The organism is Halorubrum trapanicum (assembly GCF_017873555.1).
GTDB classification, from domain to species: Archaea; Halobacteriota; Halobacteria; order Halobacteriales; family Haloferacaceae; genus Halorubrum; species Halorubrum trapanicum.
In genome coordinates this window covers 301,609-325,802 of sequence record NZ_JAGGKE010000002.1, presented here as the reverse complement: position 1 = coordinate 325,802, position 24,194 = coordinate 301,609, and the positions used below count along the sequence as shown (strand labels likewise).

General features: G+C 70.1%; 28 protein-coding genes and 1 tRNA gene. 13 read left to right on the top strand and 16 right to left on the bottom strand.

The annotated features are described in order from the left end of the window. Positions 1 to 42: 42 nt before the first annotated feature. The 6 genes from J2744_RS04090 to J2744_RS04065 all read right to left on the bottom strand — a co-directional run bounded on the left by J2744_RS04090 (position 43) and on the right by J2744_RS04065 (position 4,019). Positions 43 to 600, bottom strand: coding sequence for a class I SAM-dependent methyltransferase (locus tag J2744_RS04090; protein WP_209544870.1), 558 nt, complete (start codon positions 598 to 600; stop codon positions 43 to 45). A 75-nt stretch (positions 601 to 675) separates the two neighbouring features. Then, on the bottom strand, positions 676 to 1,788 hold the full coding sequence (locus J2744_RS04085) for an aminotransferase class V-fold PLP-dependent enzyme (RefSeq protein WP_209544867.1): 1,113 nt from the start codon (positions 1,786 to 1,788) through the stop codon (positions 676 to 678). 71 nt (positions 1,789 to 1,859) lie between these two features. Then, the gene (gene trxA / locus J2744_RS04080; RefSeq protein WP_209544865.1) at positions 1,860 to 2,198 is read right to left on the bottom strand and encodes a thioredoxin; all 339 of its coding nucleotides are present in this window, start codon (positions 2,196 to 2,198) and stop codon (positions 1,860 to 1,862) included. Between the two features lie 235 nt (positions 2,199 to 2,433). Next, entirely contained in the window at positions 2,434 to 2,718 is a 285-nt protein-coding gene (locus tag J2744_RS04075; protein WP_137688795.1) for a translation initiation factor eIF-1A, read from the bottom strand. A 142-nt stretch (positions 2,719 to 2,860) separates the two neighbouring features. After that, on the bottom strand, positions 2,861 to 3,565 hold the full coding sequence (locus J2744_RS04070) for an AAA family ATPase (protein ID WP_209544863.1): 705 nt from the start codon (positions 3,563 to 3,565) through the stop codon (positions 2,861 to 2,863). A 379-nt stretch (positions 3,566 to 3,944) separates the two neighbouring features. Continuing rightward, positions 3,945 to 4,019, bottom strand: a tRNA-Val gene (locus J2744_RS04065). Between the two features lie 216 nt (positions 4,020 to 4,235). On the opposite strand from J2744_RS04065, the gene J2744_RS04060 reads away from it, so the two are divergent. Beyond that, the gene (locus tag J2744_RS04060; RefSeq protein WP_209544861.1) at positions 4,236 to 5,378 is read left to right on the top strand and encodes a M24 family metallopeptidase; all 1,143 of its coding nucleotides are present in this window, start codon (positions 4,236 to 4,238) and stop codon (positions 5,376 to 5,378) included. A gap of 66 nt (positions 5,379 to 5,444) precedes the next feature. On the opposite strand, the gene J2744_RS04055 is transcribed toward J2744_RS04060, so the two are convergent. Continuing rightward, entirely contained in the window at positions 5,445 to 6,833 is a 1,389-nt protein-coding gene (locus J2744_RS04055) for an NAD(P)/FAD-dependent oxidoreductase (protein ID WP_209544858.1), read from the bottom strand. A 195-nt stretch (positions 6,834 to 7,028) separates the two neighbouring features. Here J2744_RS04055 and J2744_RS04050 point away from each other — a divergent pair, with 195 nt between their 5' ends. Then, entirely contained in the window at positions 7,029 to 8,384 is a 1,356-nt protein-coding gene (locus J2744_RS04050) for a sodium-dependent transporter (protein WP_209544856.1), read from the top strand. 65 nt (positions 8,385 to 8,449) lie between these two features. On the opposite strand, the gene J2744_RS04045 is transcribed toward J2744_RS04050, so the two are convergent. From J2744_RS04045 to J2744_RS04030, 4 genes are all read right to left on the bottom strand, one after another. Then, positions 8,450 to 9,109 (bottom strand): AIM24 family protein, encoded by a 660-nt coding sequence (locus tag J2744_RS04045; RefSeq protein ID WP_209544854.1) that lies wholly within the window; start codon positions 9,107 to 9,109, stop codon positions 8,450 to 8,452. Positions 9,110 to 9,242: 133 nt separating this feature from the next. Next, positions 9,243 to 9,908 carry a cytochrome c biogenesis CcdA family protein gene (locus tag J2744_RS04040; RefSeq protein ID WP_209544852.1) on the bottom strand — a complete coding sequence of 222 codons (666 nt, stop codon included), beginning with the start codon at positions 9,906 to 9,908 and terminating at the stop codon, positions 9,243 to 9,245. A 36-nt stretch (positions 9,909 to 9,944) separates the two neighbouring features. Beyond that, positions 9,945 to 10,529: a TlpA family protein disulfide reductase gene (locus J2744_RS04035; protein WP_209544850.1), complete on the bottom strand. Its 585-nt coding sequence runs from the start codon at positions 10,527 to 10,529 to the stop codon at positions 9,945 to 9,947. Then, the gene (locus J2744_RS04030; RefSeq protein WP_209544848.1) at positions 10,526 to 11,257 is read right to left on the bottom strand and encodes an SCO family protein; all 732 of its coding nucleotides are present in this window, start codon (positions 11,255 to 11,257) and stop codon (positions 10,526 to 10,528) included. The genes J2744_RS04035 and J2744_RS04030 overlap by 4 nt, the downstream gene beginning before the upstream one ends. A 209-nt stretch (positions 11,258 to 11,466) precedes the next feature. On the opposite strand from J2744_RS04030, the gene J2744_RS04025 reads away from it, so the two are divergent. Both J2744_RS04025 and radB read left to right on the top strand, forming a co-directional pair. Further along, complete coding sequence (locus J2744_RS04025) at positions 11,467 to 11,673, top strand: cold-shock protein (RefSeq protein ID WP_004595330.1); 207 nt, start codon at positions 11,467 to 11,469, stop codon at positions 11,671 to 11,673. Between the two features lie 216 nt (positions 11,674 to 11,889). After that, positions 11,890 to 12,597 (top strand): DNA repair and recombination protein RadB, encoded by a 708-nt coding sequence (radB, locus tag J2744_RS04020; protein ID WP_209544846.1) that lies wholly within the window; start codon positions 11,890 to 11,892, stop codon positions 12,595 to 12,597. Between the two features lie 119 nt (positions 12,598 to 12,716). On the opposite strand, the gene J2744_RS04015 is transcribed toward radB, so the two are convergent. Continuing rightward, positions 12,717 to 13,856 carry a CBS domain-containing protein gene (locus J2744_RS04015; RefSeq protein ID WP_209544843.1) on the bottom strand — a complete coding sequence of 380 codons (1,140 nt, stop codon included), beginning with the start codon at positions 13,854 to 13,856 and terminating at the stop codon, positions 12,717 to 12,719. Between the two features lie 125 nt (positions 13,857 to 13,981). Between J2744_RS04015 and J2744_RS04010 the strand changes: the two genes are divergently transcribed. Together J2744_RS04010 and J2744_RS04005 are read left to right on the top strand one after the other, a co-directional pair. Further along, positions 13,982 to 14,122, top strand: a complete 141-nt coding sequence (locus tag J2744_RS04010) for a hypothetical protein (protein WP_209544835.1) — start codon at positions 13,982 to 13,984, stop codon at positions 14,120 to 14,122. A gap of 79 nt (positions 14,123 to 14,201) precedes the next feature. Next, positions 14,202 to 14,885: an HAD family hydrolase gene (locus tag J2744_RS04005; protein WP_209544833.1), complete on the top strand. Its 684-nt coding sequence runs from the start codon at positions 14,202 to 14,204 to the stop codon at positions 14,883 to 14,885. Between the two features lie 27 nt (positions 14,886 to 14,912). Here the strand turns inward: J2744_RS04005 and J2744_RS04000 are convergent, their stop codons facing one another. After that, a complete protein-coding gene (locus J2744_RS04000; RefSeq protein WP_209544831.1) occupies positions 14,913 to 15,713 on the bottom strand; it encodes a hypothetical protein in 801 nt (266 codons plus the stop codon). Between the two features lie 107 nt (positions 15,714 to 15,820). Between J2744_RS04000 and J2744_RS03995 the strand changes: the two genes are divergently transcribed. Then, the gene (locus tag J2744_RS03995; protein WP_209544829.1) at positions 15,821 to 16,612 is read left to right on the top strand and encodes a hypothetical protein; all 792 of its coding nucleotides are present in this window, start codon (positions 15,821 to 15,823) and stop codon (positions 16,610 to 16,612) included. A 70-nt stretch (positions 16,613 to 16,682) separates the two neighbouring features. Here the strand turns inward: J2744_RS03995 and J2744_RS03990 are convergent, their stop codons facing one another. After that, the gene (locus J2744_RS03990; RefSeq protein WP_209544819.1) at positions 16,683 to 17,225 is read right to left on the bottom strand and encodes a hypothetical protein; all 543 of its coding nucleotides are present in this window, start codon (positions 17,223 to 17,225) and stop codon (positions 16,683 to 16,685) included. A gap of 210 nt (positions 17,226 to 17,435) precedes the next feature. On the opposite strand from J2744_RS03990, the gene J2744_RS03985 reads away from it, so the two are divergent. Together J2744_RS03985 and J2744_RS03980 are read left to right on the top strand one after the other, a co-directional pair. Then, entirely contained in the window at positions 17,436 to 18,230 is a 795-nt protein-coding gene (locus J2744_RS03985; RefSeq protein ID WP_209544817.1) for an aldo/keto reductase, read from the top strand. A gap of 107 nt (positions 18,231 to 18,337) precedes the next feature. Next, entirely contained in the window at positions 18,338 to 19,231 is an 894-nt protein-coding gene (locus tag J2744_RS03980; RefSeq protein WP_209544814.1) for a bifunctional methylenetetrahydrofolate dehydrogenase/methenyltetrahydrofolate cyclohydrolase, read from the top strand. 489 nt (positions 19,232 to 19,720) lie between these two features. Here J2744_RS03980 and J2744_RS03975 read toward each other — a convergent pair whose 3' ends face one another. Beyond that, complete coding sequence (locus tag J2744_RS03975) at positions 19,721 to 21,124, bottom strand: bifunctional metallophosphatase/5'-nucleotidase (protein ID WP_209544812.1); 1,404 nt, start codon at positions 21,122 to 21,124, stop codon at positions 19,721 to 19,723. A gap of 289 nt (positions 21,125 to 21,413) precedes the next feature. Here J2744_RS03975 and rpl7ae point away from each other — a divergent pair, with 289 nt between their 5' ends. Genes rpl7ae through ndk form a run of 4 tightly spaced genes read left to right on the top strand, consistent with a single transcriptional unit; the run spans position 21,414 to position 22,681 of the window. Then, on the top strand, positions 21,414 to 21,776 hold the full coding sequence (rpl7ae, locus tag J2744_RS03970) for a 50S ribosomal protein L7Ae (protein WP_006112392.1): 363 nt from the start codon (positions 21,414 to 21,416) through the stop codon (positions 21,774 to 21,776). A 6-nt stretch (positions 21,777 to 21,782) separates the two neighbouring features. Continuing rightward, complete coding sequence (locus J2744_RS03965; RefSeq protein WP_004595321.1) at positions 21,783 to 22,007, top strand: 30S ribosomal protein S28e; 225 nt, start codon at positions 21,783 to 21,785, stop codon at positions 22,005 to 22,007. A gap of 3 nt (positions 22,008 to 22,010) precedes the next feature. Beyond that, positions 22,011 to 22,205, top strand: a complete 195-nt coding sequence (locus J2744_RS03960) for a 50S ribosomal protein L24e (RefSeq protein ID WP_149798246.1) — start codon at positions 22,011 to 22,013, stop codon at positions 22,203 to 22,205. Continuing rightward, a complete protein-coding gene (ndk, locus tag J2744_RS03955; RefSeq protein WP_209544810.1) occupies positions 22,202 to 22,681 on the top strand; it encodes a nucleoside-diphosphate kinase in 480 nt (159 codons plus the stop codon). The genes J2744_RS03960 and ndk overlap by 4 nt, the downstream gene beginning before the upstream one ends. 175 nt (positions 22,682 to 22,856) lie before the next feature. Here ndk and J2744_RS03950 read toward each other — a convergent pair whose 3' ends face one another. Continuing rightward, positions 22,857 to 24,119, bottom strand: coding sequence for an outer membrane protein assembly factor BamB family protein (locus J2744_RS03950; protein ID WP_209544808.1), 1,263 nt, complete (start codon positions 24,117 to 24,119; stop codon positions 22,857 to 22,859). Positions 24,120 to 24,194 lie beyond the last annotated feature (75 nt).

Below are 24,194 nucleotides of genomic sequence, written 5' to 3'. Positions count from 1 at the left end.
CTGTTTCCCGGAACGGTCTCTCGGACGCACCGAACGCGAAACTCAGGGCGCGCCCGCGACGAGTGCGAACGTCTCGGTCCGCGTCTCCGCGCGCGCCACGTCGAACCCGGCGTCGGCGAGCGCGTCGCGCGCGTCCCCCGCCGTAAAGCGCTCGTCGACCGGCGGCCCGTGGTCCCCCTCGCCGTCGGCCGACCAGTCGAACACGACGAGCCGGCCGTCTTCGCGAAGCACCCGAGCGATCTCCGCGATCGCGTCGGGACTCGCGAACTCGTGGTAGGTCATCGTCGAGAACGCGCCGTCGAGTTCGTCGTCCGCGAACGGGAGGTCCGCGACGTCGCTCGCGACGAGTTCGACGTTCGCCGGCGTCCCCTTCTCGCGGTATCGGTCGTGCATCTCGGGCTGGACGTCGACGCCGTAGACGGTCTCGACGCGTGCCGCCACGTCGTCGGTGTAAAATCCGGTGCCGCTCCCGAGGTCGGCGAGGACGCCGAACGCGTCGGTCGCGAACGGGCCGACGACCTCCTCGGCGGACACCCAGCGATAGAGGTCGGGACGCTCCAACCGCTCCGCCTGATCGGCGTCGAACGTGTGGAATCCCATGTGCGGTCTTGTGCGTCGAGTGCTAAAACGCGTCCGGTCGGGCTGTCCGCGGTCGGGGGCAGGGGCGCTCGCGACTCACCACTCGGGCTCCAGCGCGTCGAGGAGTCGGTCGATCTCCGCCTCAGAGGAGACGGCGTGAACTGAGGCCCGGACCCCGTCCGGGTGCGGCAGCGACCGGACGACGATATCCGCCTCCGAGAGCCGCTCGACGGTCGCCTCCGGGTCGTCGACGTCGATCGTGACGAGTCCGGACTCGTACGCCTCCGGGCTGAGGAGTCGGTCGTCGGGGACGCCCGCCTTCAGGCGGTCGGTGAGCGACTCGATCCGCGACTCGATCGCGTCCAGCCCGACCGCGTCGATCGCGTCGAGCGCCTCGGCGAGTCCGACGTGGGCCGCGGCGGTGGTCGTCCCGACCTCGAAGCGCCCCGCGGCCGGCTTGAACTCGATCTCGTCGCCGGTCGGGTCCTCGACGCTCCGGTAGCCGACGGCGCGCGGCTCGAGGTCGGCCGCGGCGTCGCGGTCGACGTAGAGGAACCCGGATCCCCACGGGCCGAGCGTCCACTTGTGGCCGGCGGCCGCGACCGCGTCGGCGCCCCACTCGCACACGTCCATCGCGACCTGCCCGGGCGACTGGACCGCGTCGACGAGGGTGAACGCGCCGGCGTCGCTCGCGACCTCGACGAGGTCGGCGACCGGGAGCCGGGTCCCGTGGGTCCACGTGATCGCGCTGAAGCAGACGAGGCGCGCGTCCGCGACCGCCTCGGCGTACTCCTCGCGGTCGACGCGGCCGTCCTCGGTACCGAGGACGCGCACCTCGACGCCCTCGCGTTCGAGCCGCTGCCACGGGAGGACGCCGGCCGGGTGTTCGAGGTCGGTCCGGACGACGACGTCGCCCGGCTCCCAGTCGATCGCGCCCGCGACGCGGGTGATCCCGTCTGTCGTGCTCTCGGTCAGCGCGATTTCTTCGGGGTCGGCGCCGACGAACGCCGCGATCCGTTCGCGCACCTCCTCGTACGTCTCGAAGGCGTGTTCGTACGGGTCGGTCGTCGCGGAGCCGTACTCGTGGTCCTCGATGAATGACGCGGCCGCCTCGACGACGTACTCCGGGCTGGGACCGTGCGCGCCGAAGTTGAAGTACGCCGCGTCGTCGAGGGCCGGGACGTCCGCGCGGAGCTCTCTCGGGGTCATACGTCGTCGTCGTGTTCGATCGTTCTCACGGTGTCGGTTTCGGCGGCGAATCGTTGGTGGCGCAAATCGACTCAGGCGGTCGGTTCGGTGACCGCGTCCGTCAGGGCCTCCTCGGTCTGTGCGCCGACCATCTGTTCGACGAGTTCGCCGTCCGAGAACACGAGCAGCGTCGGGATCCCCTGGACGCCGTACTCGCCGGCCAGCGCCTGGTGGTCGTCGACGTCGACCTTCAGCACCGCCGCGTCGGTGTCGCTCGCGACGGCTTCGACGGCCGGCTCCATCATCTGACACGGGCCGCACCAGTCGGCGTGGAAGTCGACGAGGACGACGCCGTCGGCGACGTGTTCGTCGAACGCGTCGGCGTCGGTCAGCTGGATCGGCTCGGCGGGTGTGGCTTCTGTCGAACTCATACTCACCCGTACGCGCTTCGCGGTGATAATAGTTTTGAATGAAGTACACAATATTGGGCCGAACAGATGCGTGCCGTCCGTCCGGCCGCGATGCGGGGCGGGCCGGTACGGTCGCGATCCGCGTTCGAAACCCGGGTAATGGGGCGCGAGAACGTCCAAACGGACCGTGTTCGAGTAACGAGAGAGCCGCAGGTAGCGGGTCGACGACTACGCGGCGCGGTCGCGTGTACTTCCGTTACTGAATGTGGCCTTCGCGGCGGAGCTGGTCGGCGTCCTCGTCCTCGTACCGCCACTCGACGTTCGCCTTCTCGTCCTGCCAGTCCCACGGTTCGGCGAGCACCACGTCGCCCTCGCTGATCCACGTGCGGTACTTCATCCGGCCGGGGATCCGGCCGAGCCGCTCCTTGCCGTCGGCGCAGCGCAGCTGAACGTGGTTGCCGCCGAGGTGCTCCGTCACCACGGCGAACACTTCGTCGTCGTTGGGCATTCGGAGGTTCTTCCGCCCGGATTCTTCGCTCATACCTTCCGTTGTGTGTTCGCCCGTATAAGTGATTGGAGACGCGTGTGTGCGTCCGTCACGCGATCTGTTCGCACGACGGGACCTCCCCGCGATCTCGGTTCGCGTCGTTCCCGCCCCGCGCCGATCCCGGTTCGCGTCGGTCTCACTTCGCGTCGGTGACCGCGGCGGACCGCTCGTCGCGGTCGGCGGGCGCGTCCTCAGCGGTCGCCTCCTCAGCGAGCGCCTCCGCAGCGGACGCGTCGGCGGCGAACGCGGCGTCGACCTGCGCGAACGTCTCCGCTTCCGTTCCGGAGTTGTCGACGACGACGTGATCGCCCGCGACCGCGTCGAACAGCTCCCTGAAGTGGAGGTGGATCTCGAAGTCCGCGTCGCTGATCCCGTCTCGGCGCTCGATCCGGCGCTCGACGACGGCCTCGTCGCAGGCGACCTCGACGAGGTCGAACTCGGCCGCGGTCTCGCGGGCCGCCGCCCGGAACCGGTCGTCCGCGAACGTCGCGTCGAGGACGACCGCGTCCCCGGCGTCGACGTCGTCGCGGGCGCGGGAGAGGAGTTCGGCGTAGACCGCCTCCGTCTCCGCGTCGGTGTACTCGGGGTCGGGGAACAGCTCCTTCCGTATCACGTCGGTCCGGCGGATCCGCCCGTCGACGTGGTCGGCGATCCGCTCGGCGACGGTCGTCTTGCCGACGCCGGGGAGCCCGCAGACGACCACCAACCGCCCGGACGACGGGTCGTCGTCGGCGACCGCGGCCGTCCGATCCGACGCCGTCGGGGAGAGAGAATCAGCCGTGTCGTGTCCCGAAGTCGACGATTCGGCCCGGTCCGGCGCTTGACCGCCTCGGTCACTCATCTACCCGGATCCTCCGGGGTGAAGTAAAAGAAACTTCGCATCGCCTCGCGAGCGATACGGACGTTCCAGCTCCCCCTTCCTTCCGAGACTCCCGATATCGAGCACCGGTAGCGAGGACTCTCGTCGGAAGACGTAACGAAATGGAGCGCTTGGCGCCGGAGAATCCTCTCCGTTGTCGAAATCGTCGTGAAGAAGTGGGTTGGGGCGGATTTGAACCTCGGTCACACCGCTCGCTGCTCGCGGCTTCGCCGCTCGCCGTCGAGGTGCTCGCTTTGCTCGCACCTCGCACCGCTCGCTTCGTTCCCTGCTTCAAATTCGCGGCACCATTTTGTCGACACGGACCGCTCGCTGTCGCTCGCGATTACGGTGTCGACGAAAATGGGTTGGGGCGGATTTGAACCGCCGGCCTCCTCCATGTCAAGGAGGTGTCATAACCGGACTAGACTACCAACCCGAAGGGGCTTACTGACGCGTTTCGTCGTTTCCGTGGAACGTAATTGAACCTTTCGTTTCGAGCTTCGGCCCGAGCGCGTCCGGCGAATCGATCGGAAGACGGCGCGGCGACGATCCCGATTCCACCGGCGTCTCGACCCATCGCTCGGTACCGACGGCGCGCGACGCGTCGGCGGTTTTCCGACCGGTTTTACCCGTTCGACGAGCATCCGTTCGTATGGTCGACACTGCCGCTCGCACCGACAGGCTCGACGCGTACCTCGACGAGCGCGGGCTCGAAGCGGTCTGGTTCGCGCGTCCCAACGGCTTCGCGTGGCTCACCGGCGGCGACAACGTCGTCGACGCCGATGCGCCGACGGGCGTCGCCGCCGCCGGCTACGACGGCGACCTCCGCGTGATCACCGACGACATCGAGGCGGACCGGCTCGCCGACGAGGAGCTTCCCGACGCCTTCGCGGTCGAGTCGTTTCCGTGGTACGCCGACTCGCTCGCCGACGCGGTCGCCGAGCGGTCGCCCGCCCCCGCGGCCGCGGACTTCGACGTGCCCGGGTTCGAGGACGCCGACGGGAGCCGGCTCCGGCAGCCGCTCACCGACGACGACGTCGAGCGGTACCGCGAACTGGGCCGCGAGGTCGCCGCCGCCGTCGAGACCGTCTGCCGCAACCTCGAACCGGAGGACCCCGAGTACGAGGTCGCGGCCGGGATCGATATCTCGCTCGCCTCGCGCGACGTGGACACCCCGGTCGTGCTCGTCGGCGGCGCGGAACGGGCGGAGGCGTACCGCCACTTCACACCGACCGACGCGGCGCTCGGCGACTACGCGCTCGTGTCCGTCACCGGCGAGCGCGCGGGGCTGTACGCCTCGATGACCCGGACCGTCGCCTTCGACGCCCCCGACTGGTTCGAACAGCGCCACCGCGCCGCGGCGCGCGTCGAGGCGACCGCGATCCGGGCCACCGAGGCCGCCGCGGCCGGGAGGCTCTCGGGAGGCGACGACACCGCCGACACCACCGACACCGCCGACACCGCCGGCGACGTCTTCGCGGCGGTCCGGGCGGCGTACGACGCGGTCGGCTTCCCCGACGAGTGGGAGAACCACCACCAGGGCGGCGCCGCCGGGTTCGCGGGCCGGGAGTGGGTCGCGACGCCGGACGGCGACGAGCCGGTCCGGTGGCCGATGGGCTACGCGTGGAACCCGACGGTTCAGGGGACGAAAAGCGAGGACACGCACCTCGTCGCGCCGGACCTGACCGAGCGACTCACGAAGACCGGGCGATGGCCCACTCACGAGGTCGAGCCGGTGGACGTCGCGGGGATCGACGCGGATCCGGTGGAGTTGGCGGCGCCCGTGATCCGGTAGCGGGCGTCGATCTGTCGGCAGATGGCGTCGCGGCCATCGGTTCGGAGCCGAGGGGCGCGTCGGGAGTCAGTACACGTACTCGCTCTCGTCGATGCCGACGTACCCCTTCTTCACCCGCCGCTTGTTCCACCTGTAGCCGAGCATCAGCTTCAGCGACTCCCAGCCGGAGCGGTACGGCTGCGAGAGGAGGCCGTCGCCGGTCTCGGCCGCGAGCATCGCGTCGGCCGCGCCGATGACGCGGTTCCAGTCGTCCGGCTCGTACTCCGCCACCATGTCGGCCATCGTCACGTTGCGGACGACCTCGTCGCCGATCGCCTCCTTCCAGCGGCGGTTGTACGCGGCCAGATCGCCCTCCGCGGCGAGTTCGCCCGCGATCGCGCCGGTTCGGACCGCGACGTGGTCGCCGCCCTCGTGAAACGCCGAGGTCGTACCCATCGCGCCGCCCGCGACCGCGATGCCGGCTTCCACGGGCGAGTCGATCGGTCGGGTCGACGAGATCGGATACGTTTCGGTACCGTTCCGCTTCCCGGCGTCCTCGACGACGGGGAAGTCCTCCTCGATGTCGTACTCGTCGCCGTACTGCCACTCTAAGAGCCGACGGATGTACTCGTTGCCCTGCGGAATCGACTCGTCGTCCCCGTCGAGCAGCGCGTACGCGTCGCGGTCGAAGTCGTCGATGTCGAGTCCGATCGGCATCGTCAGTCCGATCCGACAGACGCGGTCCGCGTTCGGGAAGATCCACGGATACGCGGTCTCGCCGGGCATCACGCCCCACCAGAAGACGATCGCGTCGTTCACCTCCTCGAACACGTCCTCCGGGACGCGCCGGTACTCCTGGTACGCGATGTGGTTCGCGGTCCGGGAGGCCAGCCGCTCCGAGGCCTGCGCGTCCGCGGGGAGGTACTCGTCGAGGACGCGGTTCGTCACGGTGCGCTGCGGCCCGTCGGCGAGGACGACGAAGTCGGCGCCGACGGTGCCGCCGTCCGCGAGTTCGAGCGTGTGCCGCGGGTCGTCGTCGCCGGGCGTTGTCGAGAGATCGGTGTCGACGCCGCGGACGGAGGTGCCGGCGCGGTACTCGGCCCCGGCGTCCTCGGCGCGGTCGCGGAGCCAGTCGTCGAAGCGCGCGCGCTGGAAGGTGTACCCGAACCCGTCGTACGAGGAGTCGATGCCGGTGGAGGTGAGCGTCGCCGACTCGTCGGAACCGCGGAACTCCGCGCGGTTCAGCTCGCGCTGGACCACCCCGTCGTCGAACTCGTCGGGGTGGATCCCCATGATGTCGACCCAGTAGTCCAAGATCCCGGCCGCGTCGGTCGAGTCCGGACCGAGCCGCTCGCGGTCGGCCCGGGGGACGCCCTTCTCGAGGACCAGGGCGTCCGCCCCGCCGGTCGCGGCCGCGTGCGCCGCGGACGATCCGGCCGGCCCGCCACCCACGATCGCGACGTCTACGCGTTCCATATCCCGTGAGGTCGCCGTCCGGCTATTAAATTCACGGTCCCCGACGCGGGTCGGACCGGTCGTGATTTCGGCGCGGACGCGCGGCGCCGCACACGTCTCCGCCGCGCCGGTGCCCAATTGATCACGTTCGATGATTAGTGGTGAGAGCGGCGGAGAGACACGTTTTTACGCGTTGGGGATCTCTCTCCGACACCAATGGCACGCGAGACATGGGCGACGCGGGCGGGGTTCATCCTCGCCGCGGTCGGCAGCGCGGTCGGACTGGGGAACATCTGGCGGTTCCCCTTCATCACCGGCCAGTACGGCGGATCGTCGTTTCTGATCACCTACCTGGCGTTCGTCGCGCTGATCGGGTTCCCGGCGATCCTCGTCGAGTTCGTGATCGGTCGCCGGACCGACCGGAACCCCGTCGGCGCGCTGCGGGAACTGGGCAGCGGCGTCTGGTCGTACGCCGGCTGGCTGTTCGTCGTCACCGGTTTCATCATCCTGTCGTACTACAGCGTCATCGCGGGGTGGTTCCTCCGCTACACGCTCATCGGGATCACAGAGGGGTACACGCTGGCCGGCCCGTCGGCGGCGGACGCGCTGTACGGGGCCGTCTCGACCGGTCTCGACTCGCTCGCGTTCCACGCCCTCTTCATGCTGCTCGTCGTCGGCATCATCGCCGCCGGGGTCAGGCGCGGGATCGAACTGAGCGTGAAGGTGATGGTCCCCGCCATCCTGGTGCTGCTCGTCGGGCTGGCCGCGTACGGGTCCACGCTCGACGGCGCGAGCGCGGCGTACGCCTACTACCTCTCGCCCGACTTCGGGACGATCGCCGCGAACTGGACGGAGATCCTCCCCGCCGCCGCCGGGCAGGCGTTCTTCACCCTCTCGCTCGGGATGGGCGTGATGATCACCTACGCCTCCTACCTCGGCGAGGACCGGAACCTCGCGGCCGACGCCGGGATCATCGCGACGATCGACACGCTCGTCGCCGTCCTGGTCGGCTTCGTCGTCTTCCCCGTCCTCTTCTCGGTCGGGATCGAGCCGGGGACGGGCGGTCCCGGCGCGATATTCGTCAGTCTCACCGCGGCGTTCGCCGGTATTCCCGGCGGTCGTGCGCTCGGAATCGTCTTCTTCGGCATGGTCGGGATCGCCGCGCTCTCTTCGGCGATCAGCATCCTCGAAGTGCTGGTCTCGTACCTGATTGACGAGGTCGGCGTCGCCCGGGTTCCGGCCTCGGCCGGACTGGGGGCCGCCGTCTTCCTGCTCGGCGTCCCCGTCACGATCGACTCCGTCTTCCTCGGGCTGTACGACGGGCTCGCCGACGGTATCCTGCTCGTGCTCGGGTCGCTGCTGCTCGCGCTGTTCGTCGGCTGGGTCGTGCCGGACGTCGGCCGCAAGGAGCTCCGCAAGGGGATCGGAGACATCGGCGGACTCGACGGCGTCTGGATCTGGGCGGTCCGGGTCCCGATCCTGATCGTCGTGGTCGTCTCCCTGTACCTCGGAATCGCCGACTACGTCGGGTTCCTCACCGGCGATTTCGCCGACTGGCTGGCGGCGCGGTAAGCCGGCGGCGCGAAAGGCCGACGGCGCGGTAAGCCCGGTCCGCAGGTCGGCGTCTCGGTCCCGACTCAGACGTGCTCTTCGCGCGGCTGGACCACGACGAAGCCGCCGTCGGCGTCGTCGAACCGCATCTGGTACCGCTCGCCCGACTCCTGGCCGATCATGTCCGAGAGGCTCCGGTTGACCTCCACGTCAGGGGAGGTGCCGCCCCACGCGACGGTCGCGCTCGGGTCGGTCGCCACCGGCGGTTCGAGGACGATCGGGTCGCCGTGGGTGGTGAGCGCGACGTAGCCGGGGCCTTCGAGGTAGACGTTGCTGAACCCGCCCGCGAGCGCGCCGGCGAGGCTATCGATGGTGCTGATCTCGTAGGAGAGCGACTCCTCGAACGCCAGCACGTCCTCGCCGTTGACCGTGATCGACTCGCCGGCGCCGAGCTCGATCACCTGTACCTTCTTGCCGTCGTCCGCGAAGTAGACGTGGCCGTCGCCCTCGACGGCCATGATCGGCGTCCCTTCGCCCGTGGCGGCCTCCTTGAGGAAGCCGGTGATGCCGCCCTCGGCGGAGGCCTTTCCGGTGAACGAGACGTCGCCCGTGTACGCGACCATCGAGCCGGCCTTCGCCATGACGGTGCCGGCGACCTCGACGTCGAGGGTGTAGCTGTTCTCGCGCTGGAACGGTTCCGCGCTGTCGGTCGGTGCGTTCTCGGCGGTGAATTGATCGAGATTCATGTTGCGGGGACCGAACCGTGTGGTTCGGCTGTCCAGAACTTCCGTGCTGTCGCTTAAGAATCTACGGGAGACTCACGGGTTCGTTTCGCCGACCGAGACGCGATGCGTCCCGGTCCGGCACGCGGTTCCGGTCTCAGTACACGACCAGCGAGAGGTACAGCTGTCCGACGCCCGCGACGACCATCACCGCGCCCGCGACTCGCTTCAGCAGTCCGGCGTGGGCCATCACCCGGTTCGCGTTGCTGACGAGTCCGACGCCGGTCGCGACGGTGGTCGCGGCCATCAGGACGGCGACGGTGCCGCCGTAGACGGCGAGGAGGAGCACCGCCGTCTCCGACGGGAGCGCGATCGCGCGGGCGACGACGCCGAGGAACACCGGCGCCACGCAGCCCGCCCCGGCCAGCGCGTACCCCGCGCCGAAGACGCCGAACCCGAGCACGCTCGACCGCCGCTCCGGCAGCGGTACCGATATCGACGGCGCGCGCCCGGAGACCACGAGCAGCCCGAAGGCGATCAGCAGCCCGCCGACGAGCGTCTCGAAGACGGTGATGTTCGACAGCGTCGAGTAGCCGACCCGGACCGTGGCGCCGGCGAGCAGCGCGAACGTCGCCAGCACGCCGACCGCGGCCGCGACCCCGCGCACCCCCGCCCCGAGGACCGACGCGGAGTCGGCGTCGACGGAGTTCACGTAGAAGCCGACGTACCCCGGCAGGAGCGGGTACGCGCACGGCGAGAAGAACGTCGCGACCCCCGCTGTCACGGCGAACGGGACGTTGGTCGCGAGCGAGACGTCGGTCATCTGTCGGTCCGTCGGGTCATTGATCGAATCGCCTGTTCATTCGTCGAGCGCCCGTTCGATGCCTGCGACGAACTCCTCCGTCGTGTGGGTTCCGGAGGTCGACCACCGGACGCGCCCGGCGGCGTCGATTGCGCGGGCGCTCGGGTAGCCGCCGACGTTGAGTCGCGCCGCAAGCTCCGCCGTCACGTCGGCCGCGACGAGCCAGTTTCCGTCGTTCTCGGTCCACCAGTCGGCAACCGACTCCTCGCTCACTGCGCCGCCGACGTCCTCCGGCGTCACCGAGACGAACAGCACCTCCTCGCCGAGCCGCTCGTGCGCCGCGACGAGGTCGGGCATCTGCTCGACGCACGGACTACACCACGTCGCGAAGAAATCGATGAAAGTTGGACGATCGGGAGCTGGCAACGTCACCTCGCCGTCGCGACTCCCGGGCGCGTCGACCGTCTCGAGCGTCACCGGTTCGACCCGTTCCGGCGCGTCGCCGCCGGTCTCGTTGCCGGTCTCGCTGCCGTCGAGGTCGTCGCCGCCGGGCGCGCTTGGTATCCCGCCGGTCGCGACGGCGCCCGCCCCGCCGAGCACCCCGACGCTCGCGAGTCCGGCCACCAAGTCCCGTCGCCTCACGCCGTGACCACCCGTCGGAAGTCGTCGACGATCCGTTCGACGTCGGTCTGGGGTCCTCTCGGGTACGCCCGCTCGACGATGCCCCGCTTGTTGACGAGCAGGATGAGCCCGTAGTGCGGGAACGCGTACTCCAGGTTCTCGTACTCCGAGCCGTCCGTCTTCTCGATTTTGAGCCCGAAGTTCTCGTCCATCAGCTCCACACCCGCCTCGTAGCTCTCGGGGCGAAGGAAGTGCCAGTTGCCGGCGTCGAGGTTGACGCCGCGCTGTTCGGCGTACTCGCGGAGCACGTCGGCGGTGTCGCGCTCGGGATCGAACGTGAGGGGGAGGAACGCGGCCTCGTCGCCGAACCCCTCCTCGGCCGCGACCTCCTGTGCGCGCCGAAGTCGGAGGATGAGCGCCGGACAGACGCCGTCGGGACAGCTGGTGTAAAAGGAGGTCCACAGGAACGCCCGATCGCCCTCGAACCCCGCCGTCGATATCTCCTCGCCCGAGATCGGGTCGGGGACGGTGAACTCGGGCATGTCGTCGCCGCGAATCGGGTGGACCGGATCCCCCCGGCTCTGTTCGGGCGGGCCGAGGACGGTGTCGTTCGCGTTGGCGCCGCCGAAGTCGGGAGAGTCGTCTGCGCTGCCGGAATCACCGAGCACCCCGGCGCAGCCGGCGGTGGCGGTCGCGCCGGCGGCGGCGCCGGTGGCGGCGAGCGAGCGGAGGAAGTGGCGGCGGTCCATGTCGTTGTCCGACCTTACGTGGGCGCGCGTAAATGAACCCCGCGGCTGGTGGCACGCGGTGAACACGACCGGAAGCGTCCGAACATCGACTGTAGCGCCACGAAACGAGTCGGTGTGCGAAAAATATCCGGTAGACGAACGTCCGGAACCCCCGTGGTACCACGACCCTCGCAAGGGTTATCCCCGAACGGGCTGTACGTATATTCGCAATGGCAAACGGTAAGGTTGATTTCTTCAACGACACTGGCGGCTACGGTTTCATCTCGACTGACGACGGCGACCTCGACGACGACGAAGACGTGTTCTTCCACATGGAAGACGTCGGCGGCCCGGACCTCGAGGAGGGTCAGGAAGTGGAATTCGACATCGAATCGTCCCCCAAGGGACCGCGCGCGACGAACCTCGTCCGCAACTAACCCCCAAGTAGCGGACGCGCGTCCGCACGCACTACCGGATTTCGGCCGTCGCTCGACGTGATCGACGCCATCTCCGTTTCTCTCACACTTATTACACTCCGACGAGCGACGGCGCTTTGTCGACGGACGACGGCGTTCCGCCGACGAGCGGTGCGTATCGACCCGTTCCCGCCGCGATCGACCGTTTAAATACGAGCGCGAGCGAACGTCTCTCCAGTGAGCGATCCGATCCCGACCGGCTGTCGCCCGGTCGACGAGCTGTTGGGCGGCGGCTTCGAGCGCGGCGTCGTCACGCAGGTGTACGGCCCGCCGGCCGCGGGGAAGACGAACCTCGCGCTCGCCGCGGCGGTCGAGGTCGCGGCCGGCGGCGACCGCGCCCTCTACATCGACACGGAGGGGCTCTCGATCGACCGGTTCGAGCAGATGGCCGAGGGGCGGCTCGACCGGGACGACGGCGACGAGAGCCTCGAGGCGCTCGCCGCGCGGCTGGTGATCTCGGAGGCGTACGACTTCGACGACCAGCGCGAGGCGGTCCGCGACGCCGAGGAGCTCGCGGAGGAGGTGGAGCTGATCGTGTTAGACTCCGCGACGGGCTTCTACCGACTGGAGCGCGCCGGCGACACCGAGGGCGGCGAGTCGCTCCGCAAGGTCGCCAAGCAGGTGACCCACCTCCTCTCTCTGGCCCGTCGCCACGACGTCGCCGTCGTGATCACGAACCAGGTGTTCACCGACCCCGAGGGCGACCGCGACCGCGCGCTCGGCGGAAACACCCTCAACCACTGGACCGGCGCGATCGTCCGCGTCGACCGGTTCCGCGGCGGGAACCGCCGAGCGACCCTCGAAAAGCACCGCTCGAAGCCCGCGGGCGACACCGCGACCTTCCGGATCGTCGCCGACGGGCTCGCGGAAGGCGCAGACGGGTAGTGCCGCCTCGATCGGCGAAACGGCGGAAAGGCGTCGAAAACGGTCGATCGGCGAAACGGCGGAAGCGACGAAAATACGCGTCGGAATCGGTCGAGGTCGGCGGGCGAGCGCCTATCGGCTCACAGCTCGCCGAGCTTGCGGAGGAGCTGGCCGCGGTACTCCTCGTCGGCGTTGACGCCCTTGATTTCGAGCACGTTCCGTTCGAGCTTGTCGAGCGCGACGTGGAACGCGTGTTCGGCGCCGTAGCCCTCGCCGGAGCCGCCGACCTGCCCCTCGTTGGTGCGGAGGCGGATCTGACACTGGATCAGGGGCGTGCCGCGGAGCTTCTCCTTGTGCGCGTGAAGCCGGACGTGCGCGTGGATGACGTGCATGTCCGCGTACTTGTCCGCGACCTGCTCGATGGACTTGACGATGTGTTCGCGGGAGGTCGTGTCCAGCAGCTCGACGTTGGTGATCTGGACGTCCATCGAGTCCTGCTCGGTGAACGTGAGCGCGCGCAACACGTCGGTCTTCGTCACCATCCCGGCGATGGTGTCGGCGCCCTCGGGCGTGACGACCAGCCCGGAGACCTCGTTGTCGAACATGCGCTCGACGACCGCCTGGGCCGTCTCGTCGCTCGTCGCCGTGACCACCGGGCTGGACATGATGTCGTAGACGGGGATGTCGAGCATCCGGTCGATGTCGCCGGCGCGGTCGCCGCTGCCCTGCCGCTCCTGGTCGCGGACGACGAACTCCACGATGTCGTTCGTGGTGACGACGCCGACGAGGTCGCCGTCGTCGTCGAGGACCGGGAGCCGGGAGACGCCGTTCTCGCGGAGGCGGTTGATGGCGCGGCCGACGCTCTCCGTCTCGCCGATGCCGATCACGTCCTCGGTGGCGATCTGGCCGACGGTGATCGCGTCGAGGCTGTCGAGGACGGTCTCGAGGATCTGGTCGACCGTGACGATGCCGTAGAGCTTCTCGCCCTCGTAGACGGGCGCGATCTTCACGTCGCCCTCGACGAGGAGCCGGGCGGTCTCGCGGACGTCCTCGTGCCGGTCGACCGAGGGCGCCGGCTTCATCACCGCCGACACCTTCGTGTCGTCTTCCATGCGCGAGCGCATGAGCTGTTTCTCCCCGACAACGCCGGCGTACTCGCCGTCTTCGACGACGACGATCCCCTTCGGGTTCTCTCGCTCGAAGATAGAACGGACCTTGGCGAGTCGCTCGTCGACGTCGACCTCGACGTATTCCGACACTGCGATATCAGAGATGTTCATGGTCCAATCTGAGTCTTCGACCGGCCGGGTATTGAAAGTGCGGGAGTCTTGCGCGCGCCCGGACTCGTCGTCCGACGGACGGAATCCGCCTGAAGGTATTTCCGCGTCGCCGACGAAGTCGGGACGTGAAACTCTCGACCGCGCTGATCGCCGTCGGCGTCGCGCTGATCGTGATTCCGCTGCCGGTCCCCATCCCGTTCATCGGCGTGATCGTCGGCACGATCGCGCTGCTCGCCGGGCTTTTCCTCCGGCTGTTCGGCGTGTGAGGCTCCGGTCTCACGACACCGAGGCACCGCCGTCTCGACGTGTGAAACCTTTTTGCCCGTTACCCACCCACGGAAAGGCGTGTACGACGCCGTCGTCCTCGACAACGACGGGGTGTTGGTCGGGCGGACGCCGTTCGACACGCTCCGCGAGGCCGCCTGGGACGCGTTCGTGAGCCTCGGCGTCGAGGACCCGGACCTCGCCCACGTCGACGACGTCGCCGTCGGCGTCGACCCCGCGACGCTGACCGACATCTGCGAGCGCTACGGCGTGGACCCGACGGAGTTCTGGCGGGTGAGAGACGAGACCGCGGCCGCGGCGCAGATCGACGCCGCCCGGAAGGGACGGAAGACCCCGTACGACGACGTCGACGCCCTCCGCGCGCTCGACGCCTCGCTCGGCGTCGTCTCCTCGAACCAGCAGGCGACCGTCGACGCCCTCCTCGACCACTTCGGGCTGGCGGGCCACTTCGAGGTCGCGTACGGTCGCGAGCCCTCGGTGGCCAGCCTCTCGCGGAAGAAGCCCTCTCCCTACTACATCGAGCGCGCCCTCGAAGACCTCGGCGCCGAGACGGCGCTGTTCGTCGGCGACAACGAGTCGGACGTCCGCGCGGCCGACAACGCCGGCATCGACTCCGCGTTCGTCCGCCGCCCCCATCGACGGTCGACGGAACTCGCCTGCCACCCGACCTACGAGATCGACGACCTCCACGACCTCGTGAGCATCTGCGGGCGGTCCTCGACCGACGACGAGGAGCCGGTCTGAGACCGTACTCCCCCGGCTCGGACCGTCTCACTCCGTGGGAAGCCGATCGAGCCGACGCCGGACCGCGCCTTCCGCGAGTGCGACGAGAACGAGCGCGACCGCGATCAGACCCAGCAGGAGCAGGCCGACCGGCCCGCCCTCCGCGCCGGTGATCGCGCCCCACGCGATCGACGGGGCGAGCAGCGCGAAGCAGGCGACCGGTCCGATCAGCCCTCGGGCCGTCGCCGCGGCGACCGGCACCGCGGCCGCGAGCGTGGTCGTCGCGGCCATCACCGGGACCGCGGTCGACGGGGAGACGCCGAACGCGGCGACGCGCGCCGTCGCGGCCGCGCCGAAGACCCCGCCGACCGCGAGTCCGACGAGCGCGGCGTCGCGGAGGCGGGTCGGCGCCGGCGGGAGATTTCGGATCCGGTCCGCGGCGAGTCCGTATCGGTGGCGCAGCCCGAACTCCGCGCCGGCCGCGACGGCGAGCAGTCCGGCGACGACGACCCAGCCGCCGGCGTACGCCGAGAGGAACACGGTGCGGTCGACCACGAGGAACCCGCCGACCTCGGACCACTCTGGCGAGGGCGCCGCCGCGTCGCGGACGGTCGCCCACCCGAGCGCGACCGGGAGACCGACCGCGGGCGAGTACAGCCGCGTGTGCGCGGTTGCGATCGCGACGAGGAAGCCGACCGCGAAGAGACCGATCGCGCGGCCGGGATCCGCGAGCGGCCACCGCTCGGGCGGCGCGTGACCGAGCGCTCGGAACGCCAGTTCGACGGCCGCGAGGTGGACCGTCCCGCCGCCGAAACCGGCGAGGAGGGTCCGGGTAGAGGGCCGGGACACGGGCGACGGGTCTCGCCGACGGGCCGTAGGCGTTTCGCCGCACGTGAGCGCGCCTCCGCCACGAACGCGACCGAAATCCTGATTGGCGGTCTCGACGAGTTCGGAGCGTGTCCGAACCCTCCACCGGCCCCGACCGCTTCGCCCTCAACGACTCGGGGCGCGTCGACCGGGCGGCACTCGACGCCGTCGCCTCTCGGTACCGCCGCGCCGAGCGCCTCGTCAGTTGGACCCTCGCGCTGCTCGTCACCGGCGCGTTCCTCGCGGCGGTCGCCGCGCTCTCGTTCTGGCCCGGCGTGGCGGTCGGCGTCGTCCTCCTCGTCGCGCTCCGCCTCCCGGTCTCCCGACGGTGCGGCTCGGTCCGGCTCCGAACGGACGCGACGCCCGAGACCGTCGTCCGGGAGTTCGCGTCGCCGACGCCGCCGGTCCTCGCCTTCCAGTGGGCCGTCGCCGACGAGGTTCGGAACGACGGTTCGGTCGGCGACGCGACCGACTCCGACGCGGACGGCGGCGCGGGCGCGTCCGACGCGAGCGCGACGTACGCGTTCTCGTACCTCTTCGGACTCGAGACGGCCGAGATAGACCTCTCCGTCGAGGCGACCGAGGGAGACGCGTTCGCTGACGACGACGCGACCGATGGGGACGGGAGCGGGACCGAACGCCCGCGGGCTGCGACGGTCGAAATCGAGGGGAGGGCGGACGGCCGCCCGTGGGGGTCGTACGCGGCGACGGTCCGCGAGGCGGCCGACGGCGGGAGCGTCGTCGACCTCGAGCTGCGGCCGACGCGGCGGTTCGACATCCGTCGGATCCCGCAGGGCTGGGTCGCGGACCGGTACTACGCCGACGCGCTCGCGGCGCAGGGGTACGAGGTCGTCGAGCGGACGACCTCGCTGACGCGGTGACCTTCGCGGCGACTCACGCGACGGGACCGACTTCCGCGCCGATCCCCTCGCCTTAGGCGACGGGTCCGGCTTACGTGACGAGTTCGGTCGCGGGGGCGTCGACGGCGGTCCGGGAGACTCCCTCGGCGTCGTCGGCGCCGCGGAGGTCGACGCCGCGGAGCCGAAACGCGAGCGCGGCGTCGTTTCGGGCCGCCGGCGACCGCGGGCTGAGCGCCGTCTCGGCGGCGCCGCCGTCCTCGCTCTCGTGAACGACGACCACGTCGCCCTTCCTGAAGGCGACGTGTCGGACGTCTCGGAGGCGAATCTCGGTCCGGGCGTTCTGGAGCGCCGAGACGCCGACCCCGGCGAACGCCGTCGCGAGACCGAACGCCGCGACGCCGACGCCGGTTCCGGGTTCGCCGGTCCACTCCAGTAGCATCCCGAGCGCGCTGATCGCGGCGCCGACGCCGGACCATCCCACATCCCGTCCGACCGAAGGGAGCCGACCGCTCGCGAGGCTCCGAGCGACCTCGCGGCACGTGCGACCGACTCGCCGCCGAACCCGTATCTCGTCGGGCGCGACCTCGACGCGTCCCGCGGTCGTCGCGAACGACCACGTCCCGGTGCGGGTCATGCGGCGTCGGCTCCGAGCGGAGACGCGAGGGGCGAGAGGGACGCGCGGTCGACGACGGGCCGACGGGGACGGGGAGGGGCAACGGACATGAACGACCGTACGAGAGCCGCTCCCGTAAATGCTGCCGTGAGTCTCGGCAGACCGAGGCGCGGACACGTCATCCCCTCTCCACGACGGGAGGCTTTTGTTCCCCGGCGCGAACCCGGGCGCATGGAACTCCCGTCCGTCGGTCTCGGAACGATGGAGATCGACGACCCCGACGCGGTCGCCACCGCGCTCGACGTCGGCTACCGCCACCTCGACACCGCCCGGATCTACGACAACGAGGCGGTCGTCGGCGAGGGGCTCGCCGCGCGGTCGACCGGCGACGGCGGCGTCGCGGGCGAGAGGATCGACCGCGACGACGTGACGGTCGCGACCAAGCTGTGGATCGACGACCTCGCGGCCGACGCGGTCGCGCCCGCGGCCCGCGAGAGCGCGGACCGGCTCGGCGTCGACGCGATCGATCTCCTGTACGTCCACCGGCCGCGCGGCGACTACGACCCGGAGGCGACTCTGTCCGCGCTCGACCGGCTGGTCGACGCGGGTCCGGTCCGGAACGTCGGCGTCTCGAACTTCGAGATCCCGGATCTCGACCGCGCGATCGACGTCCTCGGTCGGCCCCCGGCGGCCCACCAGACCGAACTCCACCCGCTATTCTACCGGCCGGCCCTCCTGGATCACGCCCGCGAACACGGCTATCCGGTCGTCGCCTACTCGCCGCTCGCCGGCGGTCGGGTCCGCGAGGTGGACGCCGTCGTCGAGGTCGCGGACGCGCACGGGACGACGCCCGAGGCGGTCGCGATCGCGTGGGCGACCGCGAAGGAGCCGGTGGTCGCGATCCCGAAGGCGTCGAGCGAGGAGCACCTCCGCGCGAACCTCGCGGCGGCCGACCTCGAACTGACCGACGCGGAGGTCGCCGCCATCGACGCCGTCGAGCGCGAGGAAGAGCTGTTCCCGGAGTAGCCGCTCGCGGGATAACGATCCGCGTTCTCGCATCGAAATGGAAGAATCGTACGTGCGATGACCACGATCCCGCGTCACTTTTACCTCGGGACCGCCGCGGTTCTCGCATGACCGAGATCATCGACGGGGAGGCGGTCGCGGCCGACGTGCGCGACGCGGTCGCCGACGAGGTGGCGCGGCTCTCCGACGCCGGCGTCGAGCCGGGGCTGGCCACGGTGCTAATGAGCGACGACCCCGCGAGCGAGACGTACGTCTCGATGAAACAGCGCGACTGCGAAGAGGTCGGCATCGAGAGCTTCCACGTCGAGATCGACCCCGACGCGCCAGCGACCGAGCTGTACGAGACGATAGACGACCTCAACGACCGCGACGACGTTCACGGCATTCTGGTCCAGCTTCCGCTGCCGGACCACGTCGACAAGCGGACCGTCTTCCGGCGGATCGACCCCGAGAAGGACGTTGACGGCTTCCACCCGGAGAACGTCGGCCGCCTCGTCGCGGGCGACGCCCGGTTCAAGCCGTGTACGCCTCACGGCGTCCAGAAGCTGCTCGACGCCTACGACGTGGAGACGGAGGGCGCGGACGCGGTCGTCGTCGGTCGCTCCGACATCGTCGGCAAGCCGATGGCGAACCTGCTGATCCAGAAGAGTCCGGTCGGGAACGCGACGACGACGGTGTGTCACTCCCGGACCGAGGACTTGGCGGGGAAGCTGGCGGGCGCGGACATCGTCGTCGCGGCCGCCGGCATCCCGGAGTTCGTCGACGGCTCGATGTTGAAAGAGGGCGCGACGGTGATCGACGTGGGGATCAACCGCGTCGACGCGGACACCGAGAAGGGGTACGAACTCGTGGGCGACGTGGAGTACGAGTCGGCGAGCGAAGTGGCGGGAGCGATCACGCCCGTGCCCGGCGGCGTCGGGCCGATGACGCGCGCGATGCTCCTGTACAACACGGTGAAGGCGGCCGGTCTCCAGCGCGACGTCGACGTGAACTTGGACTGAGACCGGGATGCTGCGGAGTTCGTGAGTTCTGGCGGTCTTCGTTTATATGCCATTGGCTGTTATTTATAAACAGTTGCTGGTGGATCGACGGCGAACACCGCCAAAGCCCCAGTCGCGGGGACACCGTACGCTCGCTGCGCTCCTCACTCGGTCGCTCCGCTCCCTCGTTGCGGTGCTTACGTCGCCTACGGTGTCCTCGCGACTGCCCCTTTGAGTCCCGCCCCACCCCGCCCCGCACAGCGACCGCCGGAAGACGGTCCTGCTCGCTCACTGCGTTCGCTGCGCGGGCTGCGACTTCCGTGCTCCCGCTCGCTCCCTCCGGTCGCTCGCGGGACCGCACCTCACGCCTCCCCAGCCTCGTCGGTGGCCCTCCGCTTCGCTCCGGGCCACCGACTCCCTCGCGCGTGCTGGCTCGCGACCGCCTTCGGCGGCCGCTCGCAGGCACGCGCCACCGCGTCAGTTTATAAATAAGTCGCCATCGCGGTCGCGTCAGTCGTCGTCGGCCGCGGCGGCGCGGTTCCGGATCTCGATCCGGCCCTCGATTGCGGGGTCGATGCCGTGTTCGCGGGCGTACTCGGCCAGCACCTCGTACTGGATGCCCGCTTCGTCGACCCGGTGACGCTCGCCGAGGGTCGGGAACTCGTGTTCGGAGTGGAGGAGGTACTCCGAGACCGCGACCGTGTAGCGCGCGTCGGCGTCGATGGGCTCGCCGCCGACGGTCGCCTCCAGAATGAGTTCGGCGTCGTCGTCCCAGACGACGCGGGCGTTCGAGACGTGGCCGTGCCACCAGTCGTCCTCGCCGAAGTCCACGTCGGGCGCGGCCATCTCCCGGAGCACGTCGCCGAGTTCCGCGCCGGTGACGGAGGCGAGCGCGACCGGCTCCTCGAACGGGATCAGAGAGATTAGGTCCGCCTTCGTCACGTCGCCCGCCCACGGGTCGCCCTGCCGGAGGCCGCCGGCGTTCGACAGCCCCACGTCGGCGCCGTGGACCCACCGGAACGCGTCCGCGACGAAGTTGCCGACCCGACACTCCCCGCCGTGGACCACGTCTCCCGATCGCTCGATCGGCTCGTCGACGACGTCGACGGTCTCGTCGAGGTCGGCCGCGGCCATCCGCTCGGCGAGGGCGTCCGCCAGCCCGGGCGCGGGGGCGGCCCCCTCCGGCTCGTGGAGCGTCACGGTCGGGGGTTCGGCGTCGAGATCGATCTCGGCCACCGCCTCGCCGTTGACGCCGGGCCGGACGAGCAGCGTCTCCGCGACGACCTCGTTCCGGCGGCTGTGGACGTGACCGCCGAGGACCGCGTCGACGTCGAGTTCGCGCGCGAGGTCGTCGTCGCCCGCGCCGAGGTGCGAGAGGACGACGACGTGATCGAGGTCTTCGGTCTCCTCCGCGTGCGCGGCGCGCATCTCCGCGAGCGCCTCTCGGGCGGCGTCGACGGGGTCGTCGAAGGCGAGTTCGGCGGCCATCGGGTTCAGCGAGTCGGTGGCGGGATCGGTGACGCCGACGACCCCGACTCGCTCGCCGTCGACCTCTAGGGTGGTCCACGGGACGACGCCCTCGTCGCGGCCGAACGGGTCGCCGTCCTCGTCGCGGACGTTCGCGGAGACGAACGTCGCGGGCGCGTCGGCGACGAGGCTGCGGAGCGCGTCCGGCCCGTAGTCGAACTCGTGGTTGCCGAAGGTGTCGAGGACGGTGTCGGTCGCCTCGTAGAAGTCGAGGACCTGCCTCCCGGTCGCGACCAGCGAGAGGACGCCCGGCGCGGTCGTGTCGCCGGTGGCGACGACCGCGGCGTCGGGACCCGAGAGCGCCCGGATCCGGCCGGCGAGGCGGGCCGCCCGCTCGGGGGCGTCGAAGACGTTCTCGATGTCGGAGTAGTGGACGAGACAGACCATTCGATGTCGGACGGGAGGCGCGTGGCGGGCTTAAAAAGCGCGGAGTTCGACCGGCCTCGACGCCCGCGGGACCGCGTCGCTGTTCGTCGCTCTGCCCCCGCCTCGCGTCCTCCTCCGAGATTCCGACCCGTGATCCCTGCTCGCACACGCGCAGGACATTGAAAGCGCTTTTATGGATGTCCGGACTACGTCGCTTCACAGCCTCTGCGGGGTTGATGATGTGCCGTGCCGTTAGGGACCGACCACGGTACGGGCACGCGAGCCCGCGCGGAGGATAGGTGAACAACATATGCCCGTTTACGTAGACTACGACACCCCAGCCGACCTCGCCGAGCGATCGCTTGAGGCACTCGAGGTCGCCCGAGACACCGGTACAGTGAAGAAAGGAACCAACGAGACCACGAAGGCCGTCGAGCGCGGCAACGCGGATCTCGTCATCGTCGCCGAGGACGTCTCCCCCGAGGAGATCGTGATGCACCTCCCCGAACTCGCCGAGGAGAAGGGGATTCCGGTCGCCTTCGTCGACACGCAGGACGAGGTCGGCCAGGCCGCCGGTCTCGAAGTCGGCTCGGCCGCCGCCGCCGTCGTCGACGCCGGCGACGCCGACGACGACGTCGAGGACATCGGCGAGAAGGTCGCGGAGCTTCGATAACCTCCCATGAGCGCAGAAGAGGGCACCGGCGACTCGACGACCGCGGAGGTCATCGAGGTCGTCGGCAAGACCGGGATGCACGGCGAGGCCATGCAGGTCAAGTGCCGCATCCAGGAGGGATCGAACCAGGGACGGATCATCACCCGGAACGTCCTGGGTCCCGTCCGTCTGGGCGACGTGCTCCAGCTGCGGGAGACCCAGCGCGACGCCGACTCCATCGGAGGCCGATAACCAATGGTCGAGACACGCACCTGCGATTACAGCGGTGAGGAGATCGAGCCCGGCACGGGCACGATGTACGTGAAGAAGGACGGACAGATCCTCCACTTCGTCGACTCGAAGGCGGAGAAGAACTACTTCCTCGGCCGCGAGGCGCGAGACGTCGAGTGGACCGAGGAGGGCCACCGCGCGGGAGGCGACGACCAGTGAGCCACCACGACGAGCGGACCTTCGTGATGGTCAAGCCCGACGGCGTCCAGCGCGGACTCATCGGCGAGATCGTCTCTCGCTTCGAGGACCGCGGGCTCAAGCTCGTCGCCGGGAAGTTCGTCCAGCTCGACGAGGCGCTCGCGAAGGAGCACTACGGCGAACACGAGGACAAGCCGTTCTTCGACGGTCTCGTCGAGTTCATCACCTCCGGTCCCGTCTTCGCGATGGTGTGGGAGGGCGCGGACGCGACCCGACAGGTCCGCGCGATGGTCGGCGAGACCGACCCCGCCGAGTCCGCCCCGGGCACGATCCGCGGCGACTTCGGACTCGATCTCGGCCACAACGTGATCCACGCGTCGGACCACGAGGACGAGGGCGCGAACGAGCGCGAGATCGACCTGTTCTTCGACGACGAGGAGCTCGTCGACTACGACCTCGACACCGCGGCGTGGGTGTACGAGGAAGAAGACCACTGACGCGGCCGTTCCGGGTTCCGGATTTTTCCGCCGAGACGCTCCGCCCGCTTCTCCGCTGAGCTTTCGCTCAGTCGACACACCGCGTTTCCGGTGAATACCGTCCTCGGATCCCACGCAGTCGGCTGATCTTCTCCACTCTCACGCTTATAAACAGACGGACAGGTTCGCCGGCGGCTCAGGTGTCGACCGCGATCGCGGTCCCGTCGTCCGCGACCACGATCACCTCGTCGCCGCCGTCCCCCGTGACGTCGGCGAACAGCGGGCCGCCGTAGGCGACGACCTCGGCCGGGCCGCCCCGAGCGATCACCTCGCCGCTCTGGGTCATCGCGAGCGCCTCGCCGGCGCGGTTGACCGCGACCGGTGCGAGTTCGCCGTTCCCGTCGACGTCGCCCATCCGCGGCTCGTTGATCCGCGTCGACGCGCCGTACTGCTGTTTCCAGACGACCTCGCCGTCGAGGAGGTCGACGGCCCACACGCTCCCCGAGCCGCCCACGTACACTCTGCCGGGGTCCGCGTCGCCGACGGCGACCGGGAGGTCCTGAAGCCCGACCTCGTACCGGTCCGACCCGTCGCTCGCCTCGATAGTCTCCAGGTTGCCGTTCGATCCGCCGAGCGCCAGCACCGGGCCGTCTCGGCTGTCCGCGGCGGCCCAACTCAGGGAGTTCACGTTCGGCGTCGTCGTCCAGCGCGCCTCGCCGCTCGCGTCGAGCATGTGGACCGTCGCGGGGTTCCCCGCGGTCGTCAACACCGCGAGTCCCCCCCGGGAACCGGCCTCGGTGTCCGGTTCGACGATGAGGGGTCGGCGATTGACGTCGCCCGACAGCGAGGTCTCGGCGACGGGGTCGCCCTCGCGGTCGACGACGCGGACGGTCCCGTCGGTCGCGACCGCCGCGACTTCCCGACTCCCGTCGCCGGTGAGGTCGCCGATTGCGGGTCGAAGCCCGCCGGTACCGCCGAGGTCGACCGAGAACCGCTCCGCGCCCGCGGCCGCGTCGACGGCGACGATCTCCCCGGACGTCGTCGTGAGCGCCACGACCGGGTCGCCGGTGAGCGTCCCCGCCGTGAGTCCGCTGACGCCGACGGGCCCGCCGTCGCTCCCGTTCGCGTCGCCGCCGCTTCCGTCCGAGTCGCCGCCACTGCGCTCCGCGTCCGGCCCGGAGATCGGGACCGTCCAGGCGGTCTCGTCGCTTCCCGCGACCGTCGCGCGGACGACCCGGGAGCCGTTCTCGACCGCCGGCTGAAGGAGCAGCGGGTCTCCGTCGACGGTCGCGACCACGGCGCCGCTGCCGTCGTCGCCGGCCGCCGGTTCGGACTCCCAGACAACGGTGGTCTCCGTGGTGGCGTCGTCGACGCCGACGAACGCGAACAGCGCCACGCCGACGCCGGTCGCGCCGCCGGCCAGCAGGATGAGCGTCGCGAACAGGACGCGTCGGTCCATTTGAACCCCGTTCGGGCGTCGCGGTGAAACGGTTGTCGGATGCGGTCCCCGGCCGAGCGAGCGTCGGGACGCACG